This is a genomic window from Skermanella sp. TT6, from assembly GCF_016653635.2.
In the GTDB taxonomy this organism is placed as follows: domain Bacteria; phylum Pseudomonadota; class Alphaproteobacteria; order Azospirillales; family Azospirillaceae; genus Skermanella; species Skermanella cutis.
This window is the reverse complement of record NZ_CP067420.1, coordinates 2,565,547-2,589,424: the sequence shown is the minus strand read 5'-3', so window position 1 is coordinate 2,589,424 and position 23,878 is coordinate 2,565,547. Positions and strand designations below refer to the sequence as shown.

General features: G+C 67.6%; 23 protein-coding genes. 11 read left to right on the top strand and 12 right to left on the bottom strand.

Annotated elements, in window-relative coordinates:
- The first annotated feature begins 119 nt into the window (after window positions 1-119).
- Complete coding sequence (locus IGS68_RS12180) at window positions 120-695, top strand: tyrosine phosphatase family protein (RefSeq protein WP_201080318.1); 576 nt, start codon at window positions 120-122, stop codon at window positions 693-695.
- A gap of 6 nt (window positions 696-701) precedes the next feature.
- On the opposite strand, the gene IGS68_RS12175 is transcribed toward IGS68_RS12180, so the two are convergent.
- The 6 genes from IGS68_RS12175 to IGS68_RS12150 form a co-directional block, all read right to left on the bottom strand.
- The gene (locus tag IGS68_RS12175) at window positions 702-1,388 is read right to left on the bottom strand and encodes an ABC transporter ATP-binding protein (RefSeq protein ID WP_201080316.1); all 687 of its coding nucleotides are present in this window, start codon (window positions 1,386-1,388) and stop codon (window positions 702-704) included.
- A 3-nt stretch (window positions 1,389-1,391) separates the two neighbouring features.
- Window positions 1,392-2,132, bottom strand: coding sequence for an ABC transporter ATP-binding protein (locus IGS68_RS12170; protein ID WP_201080314.1), 741 nt, complete (start codon window positions 2,130-2,132; stop codon window positions 1,392-1,394).
- A gap of 3 nt (window positions 2,133-2,135) precedes the next feature.
- Entirely contained in the window at window positions 2,136-3,134 is a 999-nt protein-coding gene (locus IGS68_RS12165; protein WP_201080312.1) for a branched-chain amino acid ABC transporter permease, read from the bottom strand.
- Window positions 3,127-4,047 carry a branched-chain amino acid ABC transporter permease gene (locus IGS68_RS12160; protein ID WP_201080310.1) on the bottom strand — a complete coding sequence of 307 codons (921 nt, stop codon included), beginning with the start codon at window positions 4,045-4,047 and terminating at the stop codon, window positions 3,127-3,129. Before IGS68_RS12160 ends, IGS68_RS12165 begins: the two co-directional genes overlap by 8 nt.
- On the bottom strand, window positions 4,044-5,225 hold the full coding sequence (locus IGS68_RS12155) for an ABC transporter substrate-binding protein (protein WP_201080308.1): 1,182 nt from the start codon (window positions 5,223-5,225) through the stop codon (window positions 4,044-4,046). The genes IGS68_RS12160 and IGS68_RS12155 overlap by 4 nt, the downstream gene beginning before the upstream one ends.
- 76 nt (window positions 5,226-5,301) lie before the next feature.
- Window positions 5,302-6,162: an alpha/beta hydrolase gene (locus tag IGS68_RS12150; protein WP_201080306.1), complete on the bottom strand. Its 861-nt coding sequence runs from the start codon at window positions 6,160-6,162 to the stop codon at window positions 5,302-5,304.
- A 188-nt stretch (window positions 6,163-6,350) separates the two neighbouring features.
- Between IGS68_RS12150 and IGS68_RS12145 the strand changes: the two genes are divergently transcribed.
- A complete protein-coding gene (locus IGS68_RS12145) occupies window positions 6,351-6,563 on the top strand; it encodes a hypothetical protein (protein WP_201080304.1) in 213 nt (70 codons plus the stop codon).
- Between the two features lie 66 nt (window positions 6,564-6,629).
- Window positions 6,630-8,225: a SagB/ThcOx family dehydrogenase gene (locus tag IGS68_RS12140; protein WP_201080302.1), complete on the top strand. Its 1,596-nt coding sequence runs from the start codon at window positions 6,630-6,632 to the stop codon at window positions 8,223-8,225.
- 6 nt (window positions 8,226-8,231) lie between these two features.
- Here the strand turns inward: IGS68_RS12140 and IGS68_RS12135 are convergent, their stop codons facing one another.
- The 3 genes from IGS68_RS12135 to IGS68_RS12125 all read right to left on the bottom strand — a co-directional run bounded on the left by IGS68_RS12135 (window position 8,232) and on the right by IGS68_RS12125 (window position 11,189).
- Complete coding sequence (locus tag IGS68_RS12135) at window positions 8,232-8,894, bottom strand: Fe2+-dependent dioxygenase (RefSeq protein WP_201080300.1); 663 nt, start codon at window positions 8,892-8,894, stop codon at window positions 8,232-8,234.
- A gap of 31 nt (window positions 8,895-8,925) precedes the next feature.
- A complete protein-coding gene (locus IGS68_RS12130; protein WP_201080298.1) occupies window positions 8,926-9,783 on the bottom strand; it encodes a hypothetical protein in 858 nt (285 codons plus the stop codon).
- Between the two features lie 116 nt (window positions 9,784-9,899).
- Window positions 9,900-11,189: an amino acid deaminase gene (locus tag IGS68_RS12125; RefSeq protein WP_201080296.1), complete on the bottom strand. Its 1,290-nt coding sequence runs from the start codon at window positions 11,187-11,189 to the stop codon at window positions 9,900-9,902.
- Between the two features lie 288 nt (window positions 11,190-11,477).
- Here IGS68_RS12125 and IGS68_RS12120 point away from each other — a divergent pair, with 288 nt between their 5' ends.
- On the top strand, window positions 11,478-11,999 hold the full coding sequence (locus IGS68_RS12120; RefSeq protein WP_201080294.1) for a hypothetical protein: 522 nt from the start codon (window positions 11,478-11,480) through the stop codon (window positions 11,997-11,999).
- Window positions 12,000-12,298: 299 nt separating this feature from the next.
- Here IGS68_RS12120 and IGS68_RS12115 read toward each other — a convergent pair whose 3' ends face one another.
- Window positions 12,299-15,022, bottom strand: a complete 2,724-nt coding sequence (locus IGS68_RS12115; protein ID WP_201080291.1) for a PAS domain S-box protein — start codon at window positions 15,020-15,022, stop codon at window positions 12,299-12,301.
- Between the two features lie 354 nt (window positions 15,023-15,376).
- On the opposite strand from IGS68_RS12115, the gene IGS68_RS12110 reads away from it, so the two are divergent.
- From IGS68_RS12110 to IGS68_RS12100, 3 genes are all read left to right on the top strand, one after another.
- Window positions 15,377-16,495: an alpha/beta fold hydrolase gene (locus tag IGS68_RS12110; protein ID WP_201080289.1), complete on the top strand. Its 1,119-nt coding sequence runs from the start codon at window positions 15,377-15,379 to the stop codon at window positions 16,493-16,495.
- Window positions 16,496-16,647: 152 nt separating this feature from the next.
- Window positions 16,648-16,821 (top strand): hypothetical protein, encoded by a 174-nt coding sequence (locus tag IGS68_RS12105; protein ID WP_201080287.1) that lies wholly within the window; start codon window positions 16,648-16,650, stop codon window positions 16,819-16,821.
- Window positions 16,822-16,890: 69 nt separating this feature from the next.
- Window positions 16,891-18,966 carry a PHA/PHB synthase family protein gene (locus IGS68_RS12100; RefSeq protein WP_201080285.1) on the top strand — a complete coding sequence of 692 codons (2,076 nt, stop codon included), beginning with the start codon at window positions 16,891-16,893 and terminating at the stop codon, window positions 18,964-18,966.
- Between the two features lie 43 nt (window positions 18,967-19,009).
- Here IGS68_RS12100 and IGS68_RS12095 read toward each other — a convergent pair whose 3' ends face one another.
- On the bottom strand, window positions 19,010-19,651 hold the full coding sequence (locus IGS68_RS12095; protein WP_247881295.1) for a LuxR C-terminal-related transcriptional regulator: 642 nt from the start codon (window positions 19,649-19,651) through the stop codon (window positions 19,010-19,012).
- Window positions 19,652-20,023: 372 nt separating this feature from the next.
- Between IGS68_RS12095 and IGS68_RS12090 the strand changes: the two genes are divergently transcribed.
- The gene (locus IGS68_RS12090; protein ID WP_201080281.1) at window positions 20,024-20,698 is read left to right on the top strand and encodes a LuxR C-terminal-related transcriptional regulator; all 675 of its coding nucleotides are present in this window, start codon (window positions 20,024-20,026) and stop codon (window positions 20,696-20,698) included.
- Window positions 20,699-20,871: 173 nt separating this feature from the next.
- Window positions 20,872-21,354, top strand: a complete 483-nt coding sequence (locus IGS68_RS12085; RefSeq protein WP_201080279.1) for a type III secretion system chaperone family protein — start codon at window positions 20,872-20,874, stop codon at window positions 21,352-21,354.
- A gap of 73 nt (window positions 21,355-21,427) precedes the next feature.
- On the opposite strand, the gene IGS68_RS12080 is transcribed toward IGS68_RS12085, so the two are convergent.
- Window positions 21,428-21,607: a hypothetical protein gene (locus tag IGS68_RS12080; protein WP_201080277.1), complete on the bottom strand. Its 180-nt coding sequence runs from the start codon at window positions 21,605-21,607 to the stop codon at window positions 21,428-21,430.
- A gap of 210 nt (window positions 21,608-21,817) precedes the next feature.
- Between IGS68_RS12080 and IGS68_RS12075 the strand changes: the two genes are divergently transcribed.
- Both IGS68_RS12075 and IGS68_RS12070 read left to right on the top strand, forming a co-directional pair.
- Window positions 21,818-22,852, top strand: coding sequence for an MBL fold metallo-hydrolase (locus tag IGS68_RS12075; protein WP_247881294.1), 1,035 nt, complete (start codon window positions 21,818-21,820; stop codon window positions 22,850-22,852).
- 103 nt (window positions 22,853-22,955) lie between these two features.
- Window positions 22,956-23,873, top strand: a complete 918-nt coding sequence (locus IGS68_RS12070; RefSeq protein ID WP_201080275.1) for a sugar kinase — start codon at window positions 22,956-22,958, stop codon at window positions 23,871-23,873.
- The last annotated feature ends 5 nt before the right edge of the window (window positions 23,874-23,878 follow it).

The following is a 23,878-nucleotide window of genomic DNA, read 5'->3' as shown; positions in this document are numbered from 1 at the left end:
CTTCCGGGGATTGAACATGCATGGCGCCCGTCGTGCAAGGTTGACCTTGGCCGCGGAACGCGCCAGCTTCCTCCCGCAGCCCCGACCGCCCCAATCACTGCCGAAAGCCGTCCGGACCGATGACCACCGACATCACGACGCCCCTGCTTCCCTACCGCATCACCATCTGCGGCCTCGACGAGCTGGCGGGCCATGCCCAGGGCGGCTTCACGCACGTGGTCTCGATCCTCGACCCGGAGCGGGCCGATCCGGAGGATTTCACGGCCTACCTGCCGCACCGCCGGGTGCTCTGGCGCTTCGACGACACCCTCCAGCCCGGGCCGGGCATGACCGTCCCGTGCGAGCGGGATGTCCGCAAGATCTTGAAGCTGGGCGAGGAACTGCTGGCGGAGAAAGCCGACCAGCTGCTGATCCATTGCCACGCCGGTGTCTCGCGCTCGACCGCCACCGCCGTGATCCTGATGGCCCAGAACAATCCAGGGCGCGAGCCCGAGATATTCCAGGAACTCTCCCGCGTCCGCCCGCGGAGCTGGCCGAACAGCCTGATGGTCGGGATCGCCGACGACCTGCTCGGCCGGGGCGGCGCGCTGGTCCGGGAGCTTCGCGGCCACCATGCCAGGGTGGCGGCCAACCACCCCGACCTGGCGACCCTGATCCGCCTGCACGGCCGCGCCCACGAGGTGCCGGAGGCTTAGGGCCGGTCAGACGCCCAGGTAGCGCTGGCGGATATCCGGCTCGGCGGCCAGCTCGGGCGAGGTGCCTGACCAGACCACCCGGCCCTTCTCGATGACGTAATGGCGGTCGGCCAGGCGAAGCATCGGCTCGATGTTCTTGTCGATCAGCAGGATGGACTGCCCGGCCGCCTTCAGCCGGTCCAGGCAATGCCAGATCTCCTGCCGGATCAGCGGTGCCAGCCCCTCGGTCGCCTCGTCCAGGATGATCAGGCGCGGGTTGGTCATCAATGCCCGCCCGATCGCCAGCATCTGCTGCTCGCCGCCGGAAAGCTGGTTGCCCATGTTGCCGCCGCGCTCCTTCAGCCGGGGGAACAGCTCGTGGATGGCGGCCAGGTCCCAGGGGCCGTGCCGCGCCGTGGCGACCAGGTTTTCCCGCACCGTCAGGTTGGCGAAGATCTGGCGCCCCTCCGGCACCAGTCCCAGCCCGGCCTGGGCCACCCGGAAGGACGGCAGGCCGGAGATCACCGTCCCGTCGAACCGGATGGTGCCTGCGCGGGGCGGCGTCAGGCCCATGACCGAGCGGACCGTCGTGGTCTTGCCCATGCCGTTCCGCCCCAGCAAGGTCACGACCTCGCCGGTGGCCACCTCCAGCGACAGGCCGAACAGGACCTGGCTGGTGCCGTAGAATGTTTCGATGCCCTCGACCGTCAGCATGGCTCAGCCGGCCTCCTCGCCCAGATAGGCCCGGCGGACCTCGGGGTCGGAGCGGATCCCGTCCGGCGTGCCTGTCGCGATCACGGCGCCGTGGACCAGCACGGTGATCCAGTCCGCCAGGGCGAAGACCGCGTCCATGTCGTGCTCGATCAGCAGGATGGTGTAGCGCCGCTTCAGCCCGCGCAGCAGCTCGACCATCTCGGCGCCCTCCGCCGGACCCATGCCGGCCATGGGTTCGTCCAGCAGAAGCATGCGCGGCCCGGTCGCCAGCGCCATGGCGATTTCCAGCTGGCGCTGCTCCCCGTGGGACAGCAGCTCGGCCCGGACGCCCGCCCGGTCGCCCAGCCCGACCAGTTCCAGCGCCCCGCGCGCCGGGCCGTTCAGCGCCTCGTCCCGGGAGGCCCGGCGCCAGAACCGGAAGCTGTGCCCGGCATGGGCCTGGACCGCCAGGGCCACGTTCTGGAGCGCGGTGAACCGGGGAAAGACGCTGGTGATCTGGAACGACCGCGCCAGCCCGGCCGCGGCCCGGCGGTGGACAGGCAGCCGGGTCACGTCGCGCCCGTCGAACAGGATGGCGCCCTGGTCCGGCTTCAGCTCGCCCGCCAACTGGGCGATCAGGGTCGTCTTGCCGGCGCCGTTGGGGCCGATCACCGCATGAAGCTCGCCCTCCCGGATCGAGAGCGACACGTGGTCGGTCGCGACCAGCCCACCGAACCGCTTGCAGAGATTCCGGGTCTCCAGCATCGGCTAGCGCTCCCGCCGGTCCGGGCCGGCGACGATGCCCCAGATGCCGCGCCGGGCGAACACCACGACCAGCAGCAGGATCGGGCCGAGGAAGATCTGCCAATGCTCCGTCAGGTCGGCCAGCCACTCCTCCAGCAGCAGGAAGGCCGCGGCGCCCAGGACCGGCCCGAACAGCGATCCCATGCCGCCCAGCACGACCATCACGATCAGCTCGCCGGAGCGCTGCCACGACATGTAGGCCGGCCCGACGAACTCGGCGGCGTTCGCCAGCAGCGCGCCGGACAGGCCGGCGGCCGCGCCCGAGATCACGAAGGCGGTCAGCTTGTGGCGATAGGGTGAGAAGCCCAGCGCCCGCATCCGCCGCTCGTTGATCCGGGCGCCCTGAACCGCCATGCCGAACCGGCTGCCGACCAGCCGCCGGCACAGCGCCAGGAACGCCACCAGGATTGCCAGGCAGACATAGTAAAAGATGGTCCGGTCGAACAGGTCGAGGGCGGGTACCAGCTCGCTCTTGTTGTAGAGAGCGATGCCGTCCTCGCCGCCGTACTGGCGCAGTCCGATCGCCAGATAGAACAGCATCTGGGCGAAGGCCAGGGTGATCATGATGAAGGAGATGCCGGTCGTCCGCAGGCTGACCGCCCCGATCACCAGGGCGAACAGCCCGCCCATCAGCGCCGCCAGCGGCCAGACGACGAAGGCGTTCTCCGTTCCCTCGACCAGGACCGGCCAGGTGACCACCGGCGAGCCGTCGAACACGTGCCAGGACAGGATGCCGACCACGTAGGCGCCGATCCCGACGAAGGCCGCGTGGCCGAAGCTGACCATGCCGCCATAGCCGAGGATCAGGTCCAGGCTGACGGCGGCCAGCCCGAAGATCAGGATTCGGGTGAACAGGGTGATGTAGAATCCCTTGCCCATGGCGTCAGCCAGCGGCGGCAATGCCAGCAGGAAGGCGAGGCCGATCAGGACCGCCCAGGTTTCGCGGTGACGGAAGTCAGGCATGGGCCGGAAACAGCCCCCTGGGCTTCCAGGCCAGCACGGCGGCCATCAGGATATAGATGGTCATCGAGGCCAGCGACGCGCCCACGCCGTCCGCCTGGGACGGCGGCATCACGGCGCGGAGGAGCGTCGGCAGCAGCGCCCGCGCCATCGTGTCCACCATGCCGACCAGCAGGGCTCCGACCAAGGCACCCCGCACCGATCCCAGCCCGCCGATCACGATCACCACGAAGGTCAGGATCAGCACGCTCTCGCCCATGCCGACCTGGACCGCCAGGATCGGCCCCGCCATGGCGCCCGCCAAGGCGGCCAGCGCGGCACCCAGGCCGAACACCAGGGTGTAGAGCCGCTTCACGTCGACGCCCAGCGCCCCCAGCATCTCCCGGTTGGAGGCGCCGGCCCGGATCAGCATGCCGGTCCGGGTCCGGGTGATCAGCAGGTAGAGGAAGCCGGCGACCGCCAGCCCGACGCCGATGATCGCCAGCCGGAACGCCGGATAGGGCACGCCGGGAATGATCTCGACCGTGCCGGCCAGCCACGCCGGCGGGCTCAGAAAGATCGGCTGCGGACCCCAGACGATCCGGACCAGCTCGTTGAAGAACAGGATCAGGCCGAAGGTGGCGAGCACCTGGTCAAGGTGCTCCCGGCGGTACAGGGTCCGCAACGCCACCATTTCCACCGCCATGCCGACCAGCGCCGCCAGCGGCAGCGCGAGCAGCAGGCCCAGGACGAAGCTGTCGAGCAGCGGCGCGAAGGTCGCCGTCAGGTAGGCGCCGACCATGTAGAACGAGCCATGCGCCAGGTTGATCATGTCCATGATGCCGAAGACCAGAGTCAGCCCGGCCGCCATCAGGAACAGCATCACGCCCAGTTGAAGCCCGTTCAGCCCCTGCTCCACCAGCAGAAGCGTGTTCACATCCTGCACTCGGCCGCGTAGGGATCGGCGTGGTCCTCGAACACGGTGCCGCGGATCAAGTTGGTCAGCCGGCCCTCGTCGTCCTTGACCACCTCCCGCAGGTAATAGTCCTGGATCGGGAAATGGTTTGCGTTGAACTTGAAGTCCCCCCGGATCGACTGGAAGTCGGCCGCCTTCAGCGCCGCCCTCAGGGCGTCCTTGTCCGCCAGGTTGCCGCCCACCTTGCGGACCGCGCTGTCCAGCAGCAGGGCCGTGTCGTAGGCCTGCGCCGCGTAGACCGACGGCAGCCGGTTGTAGGCCGCCTCGAAGCCCTGGACGAACTTCCGGTTCTGCGGGTTGTCGATGTCGCCGCTCCACTGCGCGGTGTTCATGACGCCGAGCGCCGCGTCGCCGATCGCCGGCAGGGAATCCTCGCTGAAGCTGAAGCCGGGCCCGAACAGCGGGATCTTCCCCTTCAGGCCGGCCTGCTCGAACTGCTTGACGAAATTGATGCCCATGCCGCCGGGATAGAAGATATAGACGCCGTCCGGCGCCGCCGCGCGGAGCTGCGCCAGCTCCGCCGCGTAGTCGAGCTGGCCGACCGCGGTGTAGACCTCGCCGACCACCTCGCCCTTGAAGAAGCGCTTGACCCCGGTCAGCGCATCCTTGCCCGCCGGGTAGTTCGGCGCCATCAGGTAGGCCCGCTTGATGCCCTGGGACTGCATGTGCTGGCCCATCGCCTCGTGCTGGCCGTCGTTCTGGTAGGCGACGCCGAAGAAGAACGGGTTGCACTGCTTGCCGGCCAGCTGCGACGGACCGGCGTTCGGGCTCAGGAAGAAGACCTCCGCCCGTTCCAGGCTGGGCATCAGGGCCAGGGCCAGGTTGGACCAGATGATGCCGGTCACCACGTCCACGTCGTCCCGCTCCACCATGCGGTCGGCGATCTGCTTGGCGATGTCGGGCTTCTGCTGGTCGTCGCCCTCGATCACCGTGGCCTTCAGGCCGCCGAGCGTGCCGCCCAGGTCCTTCAGGGCCAGCGCGAAGCCGTCGCGCACGTCGATGCCGAGCCCGCTGCCGGGACCCGACAGGGTGGTGATCATCCCGACCTTCACGTCGCCGGTCTGGGCGGAAAGGGGGGAAGCGAAACAGGCGAAGCCTGCCGCCAGGATGGCGGCGACGCCGCGGGATACGGAATTCATCTACGAGGGACTCCCTGTCCGGTCTTCTTCGTTGCCGCAGTTTAGCGGCGTTTTTTGCCGGTATCCTGCTGAATCTTCAAGAGGTTCGTTTCAGCATGCGCTCCACCTCCCGCCACAGCGGCCCGTCGGCGTCGGCCAGGTCGTCGAGGATGGTGAAGTGGTCGCGCCCCGCCACCTCCAGGACGTCGGCGGGCGACTCCTCGGCCCGAAGCGCGTCGGCATAGGCGCGCGACTGGCGGCGGAACTCGGCGCTCTCCGCCCCGCCGACCGCGGCGACGACGGGGATCGGAACCGGCGGAAGCCGGCGGATGGGGCTTTCGGCCAGGATATCGTCCCCTGTCAGCTGGATGGTCGGCTGGAGCCACGACCAGCGCAGCGGCTCAAGGTCGAATAGCCCGCTGATCGGCAGCGCTCCCTTGATCAGGTCGGCCGGCAATCCGTAGTCGCGCACCCAGTTGGTCGCCAGCAGGCGCCCCACCAGATGACCGCCGGCCGAATGGCCCGACACCACGATGTTGCCGCGGTCGCCGCCGAACTCGGCCGCATTGTGCCAGACCCAGGCCAGCGCGCCTCGGACCTGCCGGGTGATCTCCGGGATCCGGACTCGCGGGCACAGGTCGTAATTGACCACCACGGTCGCAACCCCCTGCCGCAGCCCGGAGTCGGCGATGAAACTGAAGTCGTCGGCTCCGAACGCCCGCCAGTAGCCGCCATGGACGAAGACATGGATCGGCGCACCGGGCCCTCCGGCGGGGAAGACATGGAGACATTCCGCCAGCGTCGGCCCGAACGAGCGGCGCAGCCGGTTCGGACAGGCGTCGCGGGTCGCGGCGCTCCGCTCCACCCAGCCCGCCACCACCCGGTCGACATCCGAGGCGATGAGTCGGGGATTGTACTCCCGGTCGATCTCGTCCTGGGTGCTCAGGTGACGGTACATCCGGTTCCTCCTCTGCGTCTCCCGCCCGGCGTCCGCCGCGCTTTCGGGCACTCTCCCGGCGCGGGACGGCATTTGCAAGGAGAGCTGTCGAAAAGCGTGGCGCGAAGCCGACGTAATATGACTAAAGTACGGGGCGGACGGCATCACGTCATCTCTCCACGACCCAGACCCCAGCATGACGGAGCGGCATGATGAACAGGACCCCCCTTGAGCGAATCGAGCACCTGGAACTGCTCCAGTCCGAAGCCCTGAAGATCCTCGCGGCCTTCGAGAACCTGGCGCTGACCCAGGACCCGCCGCAGCCTGTCACCGAGCGGCTGGTGAACCTGACCCGCGAGCAGGTCGAGGCGATCGGCGAAGCCCTGCAGCTCGCCCGGTCGACCCTGGCCGACGCGGTCTGATCCGGCGGACCGGGGCCGTCCCGCATTCCGGGACGGCCCCGGCTCACCCCGGACGAGGAATCCGCCATGGACGCGCCCGACGACAGCCTGCCGCGCGACATCAGGGGATATCACCGGCGCACCAAGCATGCGCCGCACCGCTATGCGCTCGGCCCGGCCTTCCTGGATTGGGAGTCGCAACCCGACCCCTTCCGCCGCTTCCACGGCGCGCGCATGGTCGACCTGCCTCTCGAATCGGACCGGCCGACGCCGCCGTTCGGCCGGTGGGAGGACATTCCGCCGCACCGCCTGGACGCCTGTTCGCTGGGACTGTTCCTGGAACTGGCGCTGGGATTGAGCGCCTGGAAGGCGGTCGACGGTGCCCGGTGGGCCGTGCGCAACAACCCGTCCAGCGGCAACCTGCATCCGACCGAAGGATACGTCGTCCTGCCGTCCCTTCCCGGCATCGGCGAGGCGCCGGCGCTGTACCACTACGCGGTCGCGGCCCACGCGCTGGAAGAGCGCTGCGTCTTGGGGACCGTACCCGAACTGCCGCCCGGCGGCTTCATGGTCGGGCTTTCCTCGATCGCCTGGCGGGAGGCATGGAAGTATGGCGAGAGGGCCTTCAGGTACTGCCAGCATGATGTCGGCCACGCCATCGGATCGCTGGCCTACGCCGCCGCCTGCCTCGGCTGGCGGCTGACCGTCCTGGCCCGGCCGGGCGACGCCGAGGTCGCGGAGTGGCTCGGGCTGCACCGCGAGGACGCCGGACATCGGTTCGAACGCGAGCACCCCGACCTGCTGGCCCTGGTCCATCCCGGCCCCTGCGCCGCGATCCTTCCGCAGCATCCCGGCGGGACCTGGTACGGGCAGGCCAACCGCCTGAGCGATGACCACGATCCCTGGCCGGCGGTGGATCTGGCCCTGCGTTTCACGGCCAAGCCGGCGGGCGATGCACGGGATCCACGGCCGCACCCGGGACCGCCGGCTTCGGTGTCGGAGGAGGCCGCCGGCGCCGTGATCCGACGCCGGCGCAGCGTCATGCGCATGGATGCTTCGAAGTGCCTTCCGCGGGAGGCCTTGGACGGCATGCTCGCGGCGACATTGCCCGATGCCCGGCACGTCCCCTGGACCGGCTTCCCCTGGCCGGCGCGGATCGCGCTCTTCCTGTTCGTCCATCGGGTCGAGGGGATGGAGCGTGGGCTGTACGCCCTGATCCGGGACCCGGGTTCGTTCTCCGATCTGAAGGCCGCCTGCGACTCCTCCTTCCTCTGGCAGCCGGCGGGGGAGCGGAGCGACCTGCCGCTTTTCCTGCTTGCACGCGGCGACCTGGAAAAGCGCGCATCGCAGCTCAGCTGCCTTCAGGCCATCGCCGGCAAGGGAGCGTTCAGCCTCGGCATGGTCGCGGAGTTCGGGCGCACGCTGGACGAGGAAGGCCCCTGGGCCTACCGGCGCCTTTTCTGGGAGGCCGGATTGATCGGCCAGGTGCTGTATCTGGAAGCGACAGCCGCGGGTGTGTCGGGCACCGGGATCGGCTGCTATTTCGACGACGCGGTGCATGAAACCCTGGGCATCAACGGCCAGGCGATGGCGTGGCAGAGCCTCTACCACTTCACCGTCGGTACCGCGGTCGAGGACTCCCGGATCGCGACCGAGCCGGCTTACGGCCACCTGGACCGGTGAGCGCGGTCAGGACTCCGCCCAGAGGCGCATCAGGTTGGCGGTGCTCTTGGAGATCAGGTCGAACTCCGCCGTCTTGCCCTGCTGCCGGAAGATCGCGCGTCGCGCGGTGTCCAGGTCGAACAGGATCTCCCGCTTTCCGGGATCGCGCACGAGGCTCTGCGCCCAGCCGACCGCGGCCAGGCGGGCGCCTCGGGTGACCGGCTCGACGCGGTGCAGCGCGCCGGACGGGTAGAGGATCATGGAGCCGGCGTCGAGCTTGTAGGCCTGTTCGCCGCCGGTTCCCTCCATCACCAGTTCCCCGCCGTCGTAGGACGCGGGATCGCCGAGGAACAGAGTGAAGGAGACGTCGGTGCGGATGCCGCCCATCATGGCGTCGTCCACATGGGTCCCGTACTCCATGCCGGCGGTGTAGCGGCTGATCATGACCGGCCGCACCGCCTTGGGCCGCGCCGCGATCTGGAACAGCTGATGCCCCTCGATCGCCGCGTTGATGCGGCGGATCAGGTCGGCGTGGGCCGCGTCGGCCGGCGACAGCTGCTCGTTCGCCTTGACCAGCCTGGCGTGCCAGCCGGCGGTCCGCGCGCCGTCGACGAAGCGCGCGTCCTCCAGGCGGCGGACGACGTCCTCCAGCAGGTCGGGCGGCAGGACCTGTGCGATGCAAAGTATCATGAAGGTTTCTCCACCGCCCGATGCCGGTCGCTCAGCGCAGCCGGGCCGACGCGAACTCGATGCGGGACACGAGGCCGGAGACTTCCGCGGCGCTCATGGCCGCCTTGCGCTCCGGCATGACCGACGGCCACGCCTGGAGAAGGGTGTTCATCTCCTGCCGCAGCGTGTTCGCGGCATCGGCGTCCTTGGCGGTCAAGGAGGGGGTCAGCAACTCGACCGAGGCGTTGGCAACGCGGGCGAAGCCCAGCGAATCCTGGTATTCCACCGGGTTGGCGATCGACTCTCCCTCGAAGGCCGCCTCGTACTCGTCCGCCGCGGTGCGAAGCACGCCGATCACGATCGGCAGGGCGAAGGCCGGGTCGGTCTGCTTGGTGGCCGGAACGGCGGCGGTCGCGTCGGTCAGCCGGGTCAGGACGACCTCGGTCTGGGACTGGACCTCGGAAACGGGCGCCTTCCGCTTGACCATGCCGGACAGCTTCTCGAGATCGGCCTTGAACGGCGAGACGCTCTTCTCCTTGATCACCGTTTCGAGTTCGCCGTAAAGCTCCTCGACCGGGTGCAGGAAGTGCGGCAGGGCGTCGTCGGGGCGGCCCTTGGCATAGAGTTCGTTACCGACGTTCAGGTGACCCCGGATCATGGCGATATTCGCAAGATAGGCCTGGTCCGCGTCCAGTCCGGCCAGCGCGTCGGAACCGGCCTCGCCGCCTTCGCCGCCCTCACCCCCTTCGCCCCCTTCGCCGCCATGGCCGTGGGTCGCCTGGGCAACCTGCACGCCGTGCTTGCCGTGGTGATCGGCCTTGGGAACTTCCGCCCAGGCGGTGGCGCCGACGCTGCTGGCCAGCACATATGTCCCCAGCCCGACCCAGATCTTGACCTTCGAACCAGCCATCGTTCCGATGCCTTCCCTATATCCGCGAATGAGAGCTATTCGCAAAGCAATGGAGCATAGGGCCAGCTGCCGCCGCTTGGCAATGGAGAAACGTTGGATTTGTCCCTTCGGCCGGGTCAGAACCAGGTCGTGACGGCGGAGACGATGTCGTACCGGTCATCCACGACGTACAGCACCCGCCACTTGTCGAACGTGGTGCAGGGATGCGAGACGCCCAGGGCCACCATGTCGCCGACCCGCAGGCCCGATTCCGGCGATATCGACAGGTGCGCGTGCTGGTCGTTCAGTTCCGTCACCACGGCGCCGCGCGGCATAGCCGCAGGAGCGTCGTGCAGTCCCGGCCGGAACCACAGGACGGGGACCGGCATTCCGGCATCGTGGGAAATGTCGCGCTTTCCGACCGTCAGGATCGCCTTGTCGGGCTGCGGCCGACTTTGCACGTATGCCCAGACCTCCAGCGCCGCGGCGGGCCCGGGTCCGAGGTCGTCCACCTCGGGCATGCGCTGCCGGACCTGCTCGAACAGCGCCGCGTAGGAACTGCTGTCATGGGTCAGGTAGCAGCCGGACCGCAGCAGGACCATGGTTTCCCGCCCCAGTTCCGCCGCGCCGAGGCGCTCCGCCACCATGTCGTAGAAGGCCGAGCCGCCGGCGCTCAGGATCACCGGTCCGGGCCCGAACAGGCCTTCGGCCTCGCAGCCGGCCGCGACGGCGGCGATGCGGTCGAGATAGGACCGGATCGCCCCGTCCCGGTCGCCGTCGCCGCGCACCATGCCCTCGTAGCCTTCCACCCCGCGCAGGACCAGAAGCGGTTCCGCCCGCCTCACGGCGCGCGCGACGTCCAGTGCGGCCTCGTCGCTGCGGCAGCCGGTGCGGCCTCCGGCGGCGCCGACCTCGACCATGACCTGGAGCGGCCGCCCGGGCGCGCTCGCCCGGAGCCCGGCGGCGAGCTGTTCCACGCCGTCGATCGAATCGACCAGGCAGTAGAAGTCGAACCCGTCGTCCGCCGCCAGCTCGGCGGCGACGTAGCCGATCGCCTGGCGGCCGACCAGCTGGTTGGCGAGGACGATGCGGCCGATCCCGGCGGCACGGGCGACCCGGACCTGCTGCACCGTCGCCAGGGTCAGCCCCCAGGCGCCGTCGGCGAACTGCCGGGCGAACAGGTCGGGGCTCATCGTCGTCTTGCCGTGAGGGGCCAGCGCGGTCCCGGTCAGGTCGAGGAAGCTGCGCATCCACCGGCCGTTATGGTCCAAAGCGGCCGACTTGAGCACGGCAAGAGGCAGGACCATGTCCTCCCGCAGCACGTTCCAGCCCTTGCGGCCTATCCCGGCAAGCGCGAACGGCTCCTGACCCGGCGGGATTCCCTTGGTCCTGCCGTCGATCAGGACGGTCTCCTCCCGCTCCGTCATGGCGCGCCCTTCCCGTGCTGAAGTACTTCCGGATGCAGCTTAAGCGACGCCGAACAGCGTGCCAACGGCAAGATTGGCCGGTACGGTCTGAAGCCGGACATCGGCGGGAAAATCCCGCCTTTTGTCTTAATTGCGCGGGAGCGCCCGACGATCGATCATCACGGCGGCGGCCGGAGCATCCGAACGAAGGGATCGGCGCCTTGGTGGTATTCCGGCCTGTTCCGGATCCTCCACCGGTGTGGTAGGCTCGGGCTCACCCCTGGAGGCAGCGGACCCAACGTGACGGACATGTCGATATCAGCCAATCCGAAGGACGTCCAGATCGTCATCGGGATGGCGCGCACCCTGGCCGCCGATATCACCGATCTTCAGCGCCAATCCAATGGCGGCGCCATCAAGACGTTCCTGCATTACAAGAAGGTCCGGGAAAACTATCTTGGAATCCAGAGCCTGATCTTCACGGTCGAGGACAGGTTCCCGCGGGTCGAGAAGAGCCTGCCGACCGGTTTCAAGCAATGGGTCATCAGGGCGAAGCTGAAGGCCCTGTCCGCGTTCACCCATATCAGCCACGTCTTCTTTTCCAACCCGCCTTTGACCCTGACCCACTCCCTGGGAGCCTGGGACATCCTTTCCGACGAGATGACGGCCTTCGCGGCGGTGAACGGCTATTTCGACAACATGATTTTCGAAGCCGGGATCGACGACAAGACCGCCGACGCGCTCGAAGCGACCCGCATCGAGATCGAGGAGATCGTCGGAATGCTGGAAACCCTGCTGAAAAGCAGCCCGAAGCGACTTGAAGAGTTCTGAAGGCGCGGCACCATCCTCGCGAATGCACGAAATGCGCGTTTACTGGCGGGGAAATGCGCCTGAGGAAGGGTGCGACAAATTGGTCCAAATGCAATTCGCCGCCCGACCCGATTTTTCTCAGGACCTGTGAGGTCGCTCACAGCTTGTTAACCATTATGGTCTTACAGTGCCTCTCACGATGTCCTTTGGGCAGCGTTTCCTCCCTGTAAAACTCGAGCCGCTCGGGCATTCCCCGGGCGGCTTTTTTCTTGCGTGTCCCGTCTCCCCCACGGGAGGCGCCCGCCGACATCCGGCCCGCGTCAGGTGACGCCGGCGTCGCATTTCGCGATCAGGCCGGACAAGGTCGCGATCAGATGATCGGCGAGCACCGGCTTCGCCAGCAGCGGTGCCCGCCTCAGGTTTTCGCTGAGGTCGTCCAGCCTCGAATAGCCGGAGCAGAACAGGAACGGGACGCCGAGCGCCTGAAGCCGCTCGGCCACCGGGAAAACCGTGCGGCCGAAAAGATTGACGTCCAGCACGGCGACGTCGGGAACGGTCTCGCGCAGGAGGTCCAGGGCGTCTTCGACCCGCCCTACCGGTCCGAGCACGGCCAGGCCGGCATCGAGCAGGACCTGTTCCATGGCAAGCGCCGTCAGCGCCTCGTCCTCCACGACGAGGACGCGCGCGCCCGGGCCGGCCAGCTTCGCCGATCCCCCCTGCTCGACGGCTTCGCTCAACGGCTCGGCGGCTGGCGCGGCCGAGAAGCAGTCCGTGGGCAGCGCGATCCGGCAGCACAGTCCCGCCGGGTTCCAGTCGAGGACCAGGTCGCCGCCGAGCTGGCTCTCCACCGTCTGCCGAAGGACCATCGAGCCGAAACCCGTGCGGTCGGGCGGCGTCACGGGAGGGCCGCCGGTCTCCCTCCAGTCCAGGACAAGGCTTCCGCCCCCCTCCTGCCCCTCCATCCGCCACGACAGTTCCAGTCGGCCGGCGGGAGCCGACAGGGCACCGTATTTGGCGGCGTTGGTGGATAATTCGTGCAGGCACATGGCAACGGCCTGGGCGGCTTCCGCGGCGATCGACACGGCGGGTCCCTGGACGGCGATCCGGCCGGCGCTGGCGAACGGGGCAAGTTCATCGACGATCAGGGCGGCCAGATCGGCACCGGACCAGCGGCTGGCGGCCAACAGGGTGTGGGCACGGGCCATGGCCGCAAGGCGGCCCTCGATGGCAGCCGTGAAATCCGCAGGGTTCTCGGCACGCGTGAGATGCAGGATCGACTGGACGACGGCCAGGGCGTTCTTGGCGCGATGGTCGACCTCGCGCATCAGCAGATGGAGGCGCGCTTCGTTTTCCTTCCTCTCGGTCAGGTCCACCGCCATGGTGACGACCAGCCGGCGCCCGTCGATGTCCCGGCCGATCGGGGCCGAGCGGAAACTCCAGGTCCGGCGCGATCCGTCGGCCGTCCGCACCACGTTCTCCCTCTCGTCGATCGGGCAGTCCTGCTGGAACAGGGACCGCACCCGGGCCATTATCGTATCGGCGTCGTCGCCGTAGGCGAGGCGGGCCCAGCCGGCGACGGTCCGGATATCCTCGGCGGCATAGCCGGTGATCGACAGCCAGGCCCGGCTGAGATGTACGACTGTTCCATCCTCCGCATGGACCATGACCGGGAAGGGAGCGTTCTCCACCGCGCGCCGGAGCCTGGCCTCGCTGTCCCGCAGGGTATCCGCGCCGCGCCGCTCGGCATCGATGTCCACTATGGTGACCACGATCCCGGTGACGGTTCCGTCGGGATCGCGGGTCGGTGCGCTGGTGATCCGCAACCAGGCCATCGAACCGTCGTCCCGAGGGCTCAGGGCGGTCAGCTCCGCCGGCTCGCCGGTCGCCATGGTGATGGCGAGCGGCTGGTCGGCGGCGGCGATTTCCCGGCCGTTCTCGTCATGGCCCTTCCAGCGCTCCAGCAGCCAGGCGGCGGGGTTCTCCGGGATCCTGCATCCGGTGATCCGCTCCGCCTGGCGATTCCCGACCAGGGTCCGGCCGGACGGGACCTCCACCAGCAGGAGCCCGACCGGTACATGCTCGACCACGGTCTTGAACCGCATGCGCTCGCTCAGGAGCGCCTGCTGGGTCGCGTTGCGGTCCGTGACGTCCTGCAACGTGCCGATCACCCTGATAGCCTTGCGGTCACCGCGCTCCCCCTCGAAGACCACATGCGATTGGGCATTGATCCAGCGGGTCTGCCCGTCCGGGCGCACGATGCGGTAGTCGATCGCCCAGAAGCCCATCCCGCCAGGGTCCAGCCCGCGTTCGACCGCCTCCGCGACGCGGCTCCTGTCCTCCGGGTGGATCAGGCGGAAGGCATGTTCGCAGGCGATCGGTCCGGAACGATCGAAGCCGTGGATCGCGTGGCTCTCCGGGGACCAGAACAGCAGGCCGTTCGCGACATCCCAGTCGTATGTGCCGAACCGCGCCGCATGTGCCGCCAGCCGGAGGCGCTTCTCGCTTTCGTGCATGGCGGCTTCCGCCGCCTTCTGGGCGGATATATCGCGGGAATGCACCAGCAGGCCGCCGTCCGGCCGGGGCAGCACGAGGTAGGATTTCCAGCGCTTGAGGATCGGGGAGACTCCGACGAACTCCCGCGCCTTGCCGTCGCGCATGACCTGGATGCAGCTGTCGTGGAGCCCCGACCCCTCGGCCTGGGGAAACACATCGAGGAACGGCCGACCGATCAGCTGGCCCCGAGGGCTGCCGATCTGTTCCAGCGCCTTGCGGTTCAGATAGGTGAACCTGAATTGGCGATCCACCGCATAGAAGGCGTCGCCGACGCTTTCCAGTATTTCGGACGTCTGCCCAAGCACCTGCTCGTCGATGAGCATGCGGCCCATCCGGCGACGCATGACGGCGAACAGGATGGCGGGCATCGCCGCGAAGAACGCGGTCAGCGCTGCCGGCAGGTCGAGTAGCACGCCCGCCTGGACCGCGTTGGCAACCAGGGAAATCGCCAGACTGCACTCAAGAGTCCAGAGGAGCCTGATCCTTTTCATGCATTCCATAACTGGTTATGTTATCCAGGACAGGGACTTCATGTTCCGGCCGCGCTTCGACCGATATCATGGATTGCTTATGGTTACTACCTGAGTGAAAAGATAGAACGGTCGTTCCTGTCCGTAACGGAAGAATGTTCCTATCAATACTAAGAAATCTCAGGAGAGTGATCTGCCCTATACTGGCCAGGATCCCGTGCGGACGGAACCAGGGACAGGAGAAGTCGGATGCGCAGGCGCGACGCTTCGTCGAAGAAGCCGCGATGTCTGCTTGTCCGGACGAGCCCGGCCTGTGTTACAAGGCTCTCCCAAGGTGACGGCCGGAAGCCGCTCGAAAAAGGAAAGCTGATCTAGATGACCGAGGACAGGCGGCGGACATCCCCCGGCGGCGCGACCTTCTGGGCCGATGCGCTCCATCACTTCGATGCCGTCCGCCGCTGGCGCGGCCTGGCCATGGACGGCATGGGCCTCGGGCCGCAGGAAAGCGCGTACGGGATCGTGATGGAGCAGCCCGGGGTCCGCCTGCGGCGGTACGAACCGCTCCCCGGCTCCGGTCCGGCCGTCCTGATCGTTCCCGCGCCGATCAAGCGCGGCTACATCTGGGACCTGCTGCCCCATGTCAGCGTCGTCCGGCGGTTGTCGGCCGAAGGCTTCCGGGTCTACATGACGGAATGGACGGAGCCCGGCGAGGCCGAGCGCGACTTCGGTCTGGCCGACTATGCCGACCGCCTGATCGGGAAGTGCGTTTCCGCCGTCGCCAGGGACTCCGGGAGCGCGCGGGTGTTCCTGGCGGGGCATTCGCTGGGCGGCACCTTGGCGACCCTGTTCGCCAGCATGCATGCCGACCGCGTGCGCGGCCTGATCGTCGTGGAAGCGCCGCTCCATTTCGGGGAGGACGGGGGTGCGCTGGCGAGGATGGTCGCCGAGGCGCCGCCGGCCGCGACGCTGCGCGAGGCCTTCGGCAACATCCCGGGAAGCTTCCTCAATCTCGTCTCGGTGCGGGCATCCCCGCGTGAGTTCAACTGGCAGCGCCGGGTGGACATGATCGCGAGCCTCGCCGATCCCAGGGCCCTGAAGACCCATCTGGCGGTGGAACGGTGGACGCTGGACGAGTTCCCCATCGCCGGGCGGTTCTTCGAGGATCTGATCGAACGGCTCTATCGGGACAACCAGTTCTCCCGCGGCCAGCTGGCGATCGGCGGCCGGCCGGCGCTGCCGTCGGGACTGGCGGCGCCGCTGCTCGCCGTCATCGGCAAGGGCAGCGAGATCATTCCGCCCGGCTCCATGCTTCCGGTGATCGACGCCTCGCCCGCGGACCGGAAGCTGGTGCTCGACTATGCGGGCGACGTCGGCGTGGCGCTCCAGCATGTCGGCCCCCTGATCGGCCGGGCGGCGCACGAACACCTCTGGCCCGGGATCACGCGCTGGATGCGGGAGATCGTCCGTTCGGAGGAGCCCGGCCGGTCGGCCTGAGCGTCGGTCGGAATGACGCACCCCATGACTGCCTCTGCCGCCAAAGAAGGCTTTATGGTAAATCTTTTCAGGGAGGAACGCGCTCGTCCCGTGTTGACTCTGGCAACGCCAGGCGCCGCACCCGCCCGGCTTCAGGATCCAGGGAGAAGCAGATGAGTGGTTCCCGCAGCGGCAAGGATGAACCTACCTTCGCGAACGACACCGACACACCCGAGACGCCCTCCATCGAGACGACCCCGGGCGTCCTCCCGCAGAAGCCCATACCGGGCAAAGCTCCGTCGCGAGAGCAGGCCGACCGCAGCCGCTCCACGGCGGCGGACCGCTAGGTCCCGGATCAACAGACCATAACCTGCCAAAGCCGGCTCGTCCGGCGTCAGAACTAGGGGGGAACCAGCATGGCGACCATGAAGAGCGATGAAACCAGGCGCAAACGGCCGCCGGCTGCGAAGCGGGCCGTCGAAGCTTCGGAGAGCCCGGGCCGCCCGGCCCCCGAACAAACCTCCCGAGGTCAGGCGCCCCAGGGCTCGGGCCGGCAGGACGATGCCGGACAGCCGGCCGGCATGGGCATTCCGACGCCGGAGGCGGCCCTCGGGCTCTGGATGTCGTGGATGTCCCAGAATGTCGGCGGCATGGGGAACATGATGGGTGCCCCGGCGGCCGGGGGCGACGGCGCCCAGCCCTGGTGGGCGATGAACGCCGACGCGCTGTCCGGGACGCTGCTGGCCAGCGGGGTGGAGCAGTTCCAGCGGTTCGTCGCATCGGACCCGATGCTGGCCTCGATCGACAAGGTGTGGAACGCCAACCCGCTCCGGGAGGTGATCCCGGTGGACTGGGCCGAGGCCGTCCGCGCCCTCCGCATCGTCTGGCTCCGGTCGCTCCGCGACCCGGCCAAGACCCTGACGCGGTCGGCCGAGCTGAACATGCAGATCTGGACTTCGGCGGTCGAGGCCTGGAACGCGGCCGGCGCGCGCTGGTGGGGCGTCGCGTCGGGCGCGCCGGCCGGCGGGGACAAGCGGTTCGACGCGCCCGAATGGCATTCGAACCCGGTCTACCGGACCCTGAAGGAGATGTACCTGCTCGCCTCCGACTTCCTGCTGCGCCAGGGTCTGGAGGACAACGACATGGATCCGCAGGAGCGCGAGCGCATCACGTTCCACCTGCGCCAGTTCGTCGACGCGATGAGCCCCAGCCTGCTGCTGCTGTCGAACCCGGTGGCGCTGCGCCGCGCGATGGAGACGGGCGGCGCCAGCCTTGCGGACGGCGCCCGCAACCTGCTCCATGACCTGCGCGAGGGCCGGCTCAGCATGGTCGACGCCACCGCCTTCGAGCCAGGTCGCAACCTTGCGGTCACCAAGGGCAAGGTCGTCTACCGGAACCGGCTGATCGAGCTGATCCAGTACAGCCCGACCACGGAGCAGGTCCAGGAAGTCCCCATCCTGTTCATGCCGCCATGGATCAACAAGTTCTACATCCTCGACATGCAGCCCAAGAACAGCATGGTGAAGTACCTGGTCGACCAGGGCTTCACGGTGTTCATGGTCAGCTGGAAGAACCCGGATGCCTCGATGGAGGACATCACCTTCGAGGACTACATGAACCTGGGCCCGCTCGCCGCGGCCGACGTGGTCCGGGATATCACCGGGAGCAAGACCGTCAATCCGGTGGGCTACTGCATCGGCGGCACCCTGCTGGCGATGACGCTGTCCTATCTGGCCGAGAAGGGCGACAAGCGGTTCGGAACCGGGACCTTCATGGTGTCGATGCAGGATTTCAGCCGGGTCGGCGACACGGCCTTCTTCATGGACGAGCCGCAGATCGACTTCATCGAGCAGCAGATGATGGAGCGGGGCTATCTCGACAGCCGCGAGATGGCGAACATGTTCAACCTGCTCCGCTCGAACGACCTGATCTGGAGCAACGTCGTCAACAACTACCTGCTCGGCGGCAAGCCGCCGGCGTTCGACCTGCTCTACTGGAACAGCGACGGAACCCGCATGGCGCGCGCCGCCCACAGCTGGTACCTGCGCAACACCTATGTCGAGAACAACCTGATCAAGCCGGGCAAGATCGAACTGGGCGGCGTGCCGATCGACCTGGGCCGGATCAAGCTGGACATCTATGCGGTCGGAGCGGAGAAGGACCACATCGTGCCCTGGAACTCGGCCTGGCGGATCACCCAGCTGACCGGGGGCAAGGTGCGTTTCGTCATGGCGACCAGCGGCCATATCGCCGGCATCATCAACCATCCGGCCGGCAAGAAGGGCAGCTATTCGGTGCTTGAAGGGGAGAAGCCGGCGGAAAGCCCGGAGAAGTGGCTGGAGGCCGCCGAGCGGAACGACGGCAGCTGGTGGACCGACTGGAACCGCTGGCTGGTCGCCCATTCCGGCAACAAGGTAACCCCCCCGCCGGTCGGCAACGCCAACCACCCGGCCCTGTGCGACGCTCCCGGTACCTACGTGCTGGAGAAATGACGCCACCCCGGGGCCGGCCCTCGCGCCGGCCCCGGAGCGCCGTTCAGACCTCCTCCGGGAAACAGCCGGCACGCGCCGCCGCCACGGCGACCTGCGTCCGGTTCTTCACCCCGAGCTTCTGCATGATGGCGCGGACATGAACCTTCACCGTTCCTTCCAGAACGCCCAGCGACCGTGCGATCTCCTTGTTGGAGTGGCCGGCCAGCAGGAGCTGGAAGACGTCCCTCTGCCGATCGGTCAGCCGGTCCAGCATGTGGTTGGTCGGACGGTCCGGCTCGGCGGTGGCCGCGCTGACCAGCACCGTGCGCGGCATCGGAACATAGGTTTCCCCGGACAGGACCAGCAGGATCGCGTGTTCGAGCAGGGCCGAAGATCCCGATTTGAGGAGGTAGCCCTTGGCTCCGGCGCGTACGCTGTCGATCACGTCGGCGCTTTCGTCGGAGGCCGAGATCACGATCAGCGGTACGTCGTCAAGCGCCTCGATCATGCGGCGCACGTTCGACAGGCCGTCATCGCTGTCCAGGTGAAGGTCGAAGAGGACCAGCGACAGATCCTCGGTACGTCGCACGATCGACAGGGCCGCGTCCAGGGAGTTCGCTTCGAAGACCTCCGCTTCGGGGAACAACTCGAGGACCGAAAGGGCGAAGCCATGCAGAACGAGGGCGTGATCGTCAACGATCAGCACTTTCAATCTATCGCCGGTCATTGCGCCAGATCACGTCTGCAGTTGGACAAATTGGTTCGGAAAGAAACCTTTTCAGGTCGGACTGTGGGTTGCTGCAGTGCAACCGTCTGGCTGGCGTCCATGGATACTCCCCCTCGCAAGGATTCACGAACCCTGATCCGGCTCGACCAAACGTCTCTTTTTAGTTGCCCCTTACGATCACCGGATTAGGATTGCGTCTTTGGACTTGTAAGTATCCTATAGCACTGCACTACATGATTCATGTAGGTTTTTGTTAACGATGATCTCAACTACTCCTTTTGACGAAAACAAGCCGAAGAACCTGATCTAACTCCAAACTATGCGGACTGAGCCGCCAGATCGGAGAGCCCGATGACGACCAACTGCGAAGTCATGCTTGTCGACAGCGACCGTCTTTTTTGCGCCGCGTTGGCAGCTCTGCTGGAAACGACCGCATTCCGCATTTCCGCGGAATTCTCGACGCTCGCCGATGCCAACAACGCCGTTCGCCAGGGACGGCGGCCGGACCTGATCCTGCTCAACCTGCAGAGCGGCAACGCCGAGGAACTGGGCCAGCTCAAGCTGCTGCGCGCGACCGCCGCCCAAGCCCGCATCGTCGTCCTCGCGTCGGAACTGACTTCCCAGATCCTGAGCGGTGCGCTGCAGAGCGGTGCCGACGGTTGCCTGAACAAGACGATGTCCTGCGAAGCCCTCCAGCGGTCCCTGCATCTCGTCATGCTGGGGGAGGCCGTCTTCCCGCGCAGCATCGCCGATCTGTTGATCAGCAATGCGCTGGAAGAAGTCGCCCTGCCCCCTTCGGCCGCAATGCCCTCGCTCGGCAATGAACTCTCGAAAAGGGAGATCGAGATCCTTCGCTGCCTGCTGGGCGGCCAGTCGAACAAGGCCATCGCGCGCAACTTGAATATCACCGAGTCGACGGTGAAGATGCATTTCAAGAACGTGATGCGAAAGATTCGTGCTCAAAACCGCACCCAGGCAGCCGTCTGGGCGATCCAGCACGGCATCTCACCCCGACTTTCCGCCTAGGCAGGTCGGCCAGGGATCTCGAATTCACATATCCTTAAGCAGTCCTCACCTTCGACTGTGTTGCAACTGCGAACCCATTGGGGGCACCATCCGGGTATAAGGCTCACGGAACGTTCCGTCTTCACAAGGCGGAACGCTTCGAACGCTGCTCCAGGGAAGGGGGGTACGCCGGCATGCAACGGGTTCTCGAACATCTGCGCAAGGATTTGGGAAAGCGCCACGCGGGGTCTCCGCGCCGGGGTGAGGACCCGCAGGCGCTGCGTTTCCACGCCATGGGCCGCAACGGTAACTGGGCGGTCGTCATGACTGTCGACGAGCCATGCCCGGAACGGGCGGACGATGTCCTGGACATCGTTTCCACGCTGCCCCTGACCGTCAGCCGGCGCCAGCGCGCCGCGGTCGGGGAATTGGTCGCGTGCCTGAACGCTCTGGCCGACGACGGGCGCTTCGAGGGGCCGGACGCTTCCGGGCGTGTCCATTGCCGGGGCCTGCATCGCATCCCGGCCGATGCCGTTCCCAGCAGCCTCCGTCTGCTGGTGGAGCGTCATATCGCCCTTGTCGATCGCCACCTTCCGAGCTTCTTCGCGGTCGTCGCGGGCGGCCAGACCCCCACCGAAGCGGTCAGCCAGCTCGAAAGGATGCGCCGCTTCGCCTGACCCGCACCCCTCGGACCTTCGCCCGGGAGCCGACGCCCCTCGGGGTATCGGCCAATGCCGTGATCCCGTTTCCTCACGCCGCCTTGCGCAGCTGCGACCGGGCTGCCCTGACGGCCTCGCCGGCATCCTCGAAGACGCGGCCTTCCAGTTCGGCCATTCGGGCATCCGACGCATGGAAGGTGACGCGGCTGCCAAAAGGCACGACGACGCCGACCGCATCGTCCTCCAACTCTATGATATAGCTTTCCCGCATGACCGTTCCTGACATGTCTCGACCGGGGGTATCCGTGCGCCCAGTCTGGCGGCGGAGTGTGACAGTTTCCACCGGGGCGGCGGCAATCGTTGGATGACCTGAAAGTCCGCCCTTCCTGCATAATCCTTGACGCGTCCGACCGGCGGCCCTGTATAACCGGATGGGTGATGCCGGCCGGACGCCCGACTTCAACGAACCGAGCCCACGCAGATGCAAGAAGCCCGAAGCGTCCCGATCGAGGCCATGGACGGCTTTCCCGAACCAGGGACCGTGCGACGGGTGGCTCCCGGCATCCTTTGGGTTCGGATGCCCCTTCCGTTCGCGCTCAACCATATCAACATCTGGCTTCTGGAAGCCGAGGACGGCTGGACGATCGTCGACACCGGCATCGGCAGCAATCGAACCAAGGACTGCTGGGAGCGGATCTTCAGGGAGTCGCTCGCTGGAAAGCCGGTGGTCCGCATCGTCGCGACCCACTTCCATCCGGACCATGTCGGCCTGGCGGGATGGCTGGTCGACCGATGGCAGGCCGAGTTTTGCGCCAGCCTGACGGAGTGGCTGTTCGGCCGGATGCTCAGCCTGGAAAGCCCTGAAGCCATGGTCCGCACCAGCCTTGCCTTCTACCGCCGCGCAGGACTGGACGAAGCGGCTCTCGCCGTCATGGCGGAGCGCGGCAATTCCTATGCGAAGGGCGTCACGCCCCTGCCCGCCCGGCTGCGCCGCCTGAAAGCGGGCGACCGCCTGCCGATCGGCGGGACCGACTGGCATGTGATCACGGGCGGCGGCCATACGCCGGAACATGTCTGCCTGCACTGCCCCGACCGCGGCATCTTCATCGCGGGCGACCAGGTGTTGCCACGGATCAGTCCCAACATCAGCGTCTGGGCATCCGAGCCGGACGCCGATCCGCTGGACGACTTCCTGCGTACCCTGGACCGGCTGCGAAGCCTGCCGGACGACCTCCTGGTCCTGCCGTCCCACGATACGCCCTTCACCGGCCTGCACGCGCGGCTGGACGCCCTGGCCGCCCATCATCGCGAGCGGCTGGAGGAGGTGGTGAATGCCTGCGCGGAGCCGAGCACCGTCGCCCAGGTGACCCGCGTGATGTTCAACCGCCCGCTCGATCCGCACCAGCTGGTGTTCGCCGTCGGCGAGGCGCTGGCACATCTCAACCATCTCGCCGCCCGGGGGCGGCTGATCCGGCGGACGGACAGGGACGGCCTGCTCCGCTTTTCGCGTCCCTGATCTCCCCGGAAATTCTGAAGCTTTCTTTACCAAACACCGTCCGGGCGGGTATTGCTGGGCAAGGCCCCGGGTGCGGGCGCCACTGGCATGGACGGAGAAAAGCATGGTTCGGGTCGCCTGCATCGGCGAGTGCATGATCGAGTTGTCGGAGCGTGCCGACGGAACCCTGTCGCGCAGCTTCGGTGGCGACACCCTTAACACCGCCCTCTACATGGCCCGTCTCGGCGTCGAGGTCGATTACGTCACCGCGCTGGGCGATGACGGGTGGAGCGAGGAGATGGTCACGGCCTGGACCGGGGAAGGGATCGGAACCGGCCGCGTGGTCCGCATGGCAGGCCGTCTCCCGGGGCTCTACGTCATCCAGACCGACCCGAAGGGCGAGCGCCGCTTCCAGTACTGGCGCGACCGTGCGGCGGCGCGCGACCTGTTCGACCAGCCGGGCACCCCGGATCTGGTCGAGGCGCTGGCTCGCGACTATGGGCTTCTCTACCTCTCCGGCATTACCCTGTCGCTCTATGGCGAGGTTGGTCGCCAGCGCCTGTTCGAGGCGATCGACCGTGCCCGCGCCGGCGGCGCCCAGCTGGCCTTCGACACCAATTTCCGGCCGCGCGGCTGGCCCGAGCCCGAGGTGGCGCGCCGGGCCTATCGCCAGACCCTGGACCGTTCGGACATCGTGCTGGCGTCCACCGAGGATCTCGACCTGCTGTACGGCGGCCGCGGCGAGGAGACCCTGATGCAGGGCGGCCGGCCTGCGGAACTGGCCCTCAAGCTGGCCCACCCCTCCTGCCGGGTGATGAAGGACGGCACCGACACCGTGGTCGATGCGGCGCCGGTGGAGAACGTCCTGGACACCACCGCGGCCGGCGACAGCTTCGCCGCCGCCTACCTGGCGGCCCGGCTGAAGGGCGCCGATCCGGAGGCGGCGGCGCGGGCCGGCCACAGGCTGGCCGGCGTGGTCGTCCAGCACCGCGGCGCCATCATCCCGCGGGCGGCGATGCCCGCGACCGTGTTCGAAGCCTGAAAAAC

Coding starts and splice junctions, on each gene's coding strand:
- IGS68_RS12150 (WP_201080306.1), bottom strand. CDS start 6,162: ATGTACCGTCACCTGAGCACCCAGGACGAGATCGACCGGGAGTACAAT.
- IGS68_RS12075 (WP_247881294.1), top strand. CDS start 21,818: ATGCAAGAAGCCCGAAGCGTCCCGATCGAGGCCATGGACGGCTTTCCC.
- IGS68_RS12175 (WP_201080316.1), bottom strand. CDS start 1,388: ATGCTGACGGTCGAGGGCATCGAAACATTCTACGGCACCAGCCAGGTC.
- IGS68_RS12115 (WP_201080291.1), bottom strand. CDS start 15,022: ATGAAAAGGATCAGGCTCCTCTGGACTCTTGAGTGCAGTCTGGCGATT.
- IGS68_RS12070 (WP_201080275.1), top strand. CDS start 22,956: ATGGTTCGGGTCGCCTGCATCGGCGAGTGCATGATCGAGTTGTCGGAG.
- IGS68_RS12125 (WP_201080296.1), bottom strand. CDS start 11,189: ATGACGGAGCGGGAGGAGACCGTCCTGATCGACGGCAGGACCAAGGGA.
- IGS68_RS12105 (WP_201080287.1), top strand. CDS start 16,648: ATGAGTGGTTCCCGCAGCGGCAAGGATGAACCTACCTTCGCGAACGAC.
- IGS68_RS12100 (WP_201080285.1), top strand. CDS start 16,891: ATGGCGACCATGAAGAGCGATGAAACCAGGCGCAAACGGCCGCCGGCT.
- IGS68_RS12165 (WP_201080312.1), bottom strand. CDS start 3,134: ATGCCTGACTTCCGTCACCGCGAAACCTGGGCGGTCCTGATCGGCCTC.
- IGS68_RS12140 (WP_201080302.1), top strand. CDS start 6,630: ATGGACGCGCCCGACGACAGCCTGCCGCGCGACATCAGGGGATATCAC.
- IGS68_RS12135 (WP_201080300.1), bottom strand. CDS start 8,894: ATGATACTTTGCATCGCACAGGTCCTGCCGCCCGACCTGCTGGAGGAC.
- IGS68_RS12110 (WP_201080289.1), top strand. CDS start 15,377: ATGACCGAGGACAGGCGGCGGACATCCCCCGGCGGCGCGACCTTCTGG.
- IGS68_RS12170 (WP_201080314.1), bottom strand. CDS start 2,132: ATGCTGGAGACCCGGAATCTCTGCAAGCGGTTCGGTGGGCTGGTCGCG.
- IGS68_RS12120 (WP_201080294.1), top strand. CDS start 11,478: ATGTCGATATCAGCCAATCCGAAGGACGTCCAGATCGTCATCGGGATG.
- IGS68_RS12145 (WP_201080304.1), top strand. CDS start 6,351: ATGATGAACAGGACCCCCCTTGAGCGAATCGAGCACCTGGAACTGCTC.
- IGS68_RS12155 (WP_201080308.1), bottom strand. CDS start 5,225: ATGAATTCCGTATCCCGCGGCGTCGCCGCCATCCTGGCGGCAGGCTTC.
- IGS68_RS12090 (WP_201080281.1), top strand. CDS start 20,024: ATGACGACCAACTGCGAAGTCATGCTTGTCGACAGCGACCGTCTTTTT.
- IGS68_RS12085 (WP_201080279.1), top strand. CDS start 20,872: ATGCAACGGGTTCTCGAACATCTGCGCAAGGATTTGGGAAAGCGCCAC.
- IGS68_RS12180 (WP_201080318.1), top strand. CDS start 120: ATGACCACCGACATCACGACGCCCCTGCTTCCCTACCGCATCACCATC.
- IGS68_RS12080 (WP_201080277.1), bottom strand. CDS start 21,607: ATGCGGGAAAGCTATATCATAGAGTTGGAGGACGATGCGGTCGGCGTC.
- IGS68_RS12130 (WP_201080298.1), bottom strand. CDS start 9,783: ATGGCTGGTTCGAAGGTCAAGATCTGGGTCGGGCTGGGGACATATGTG.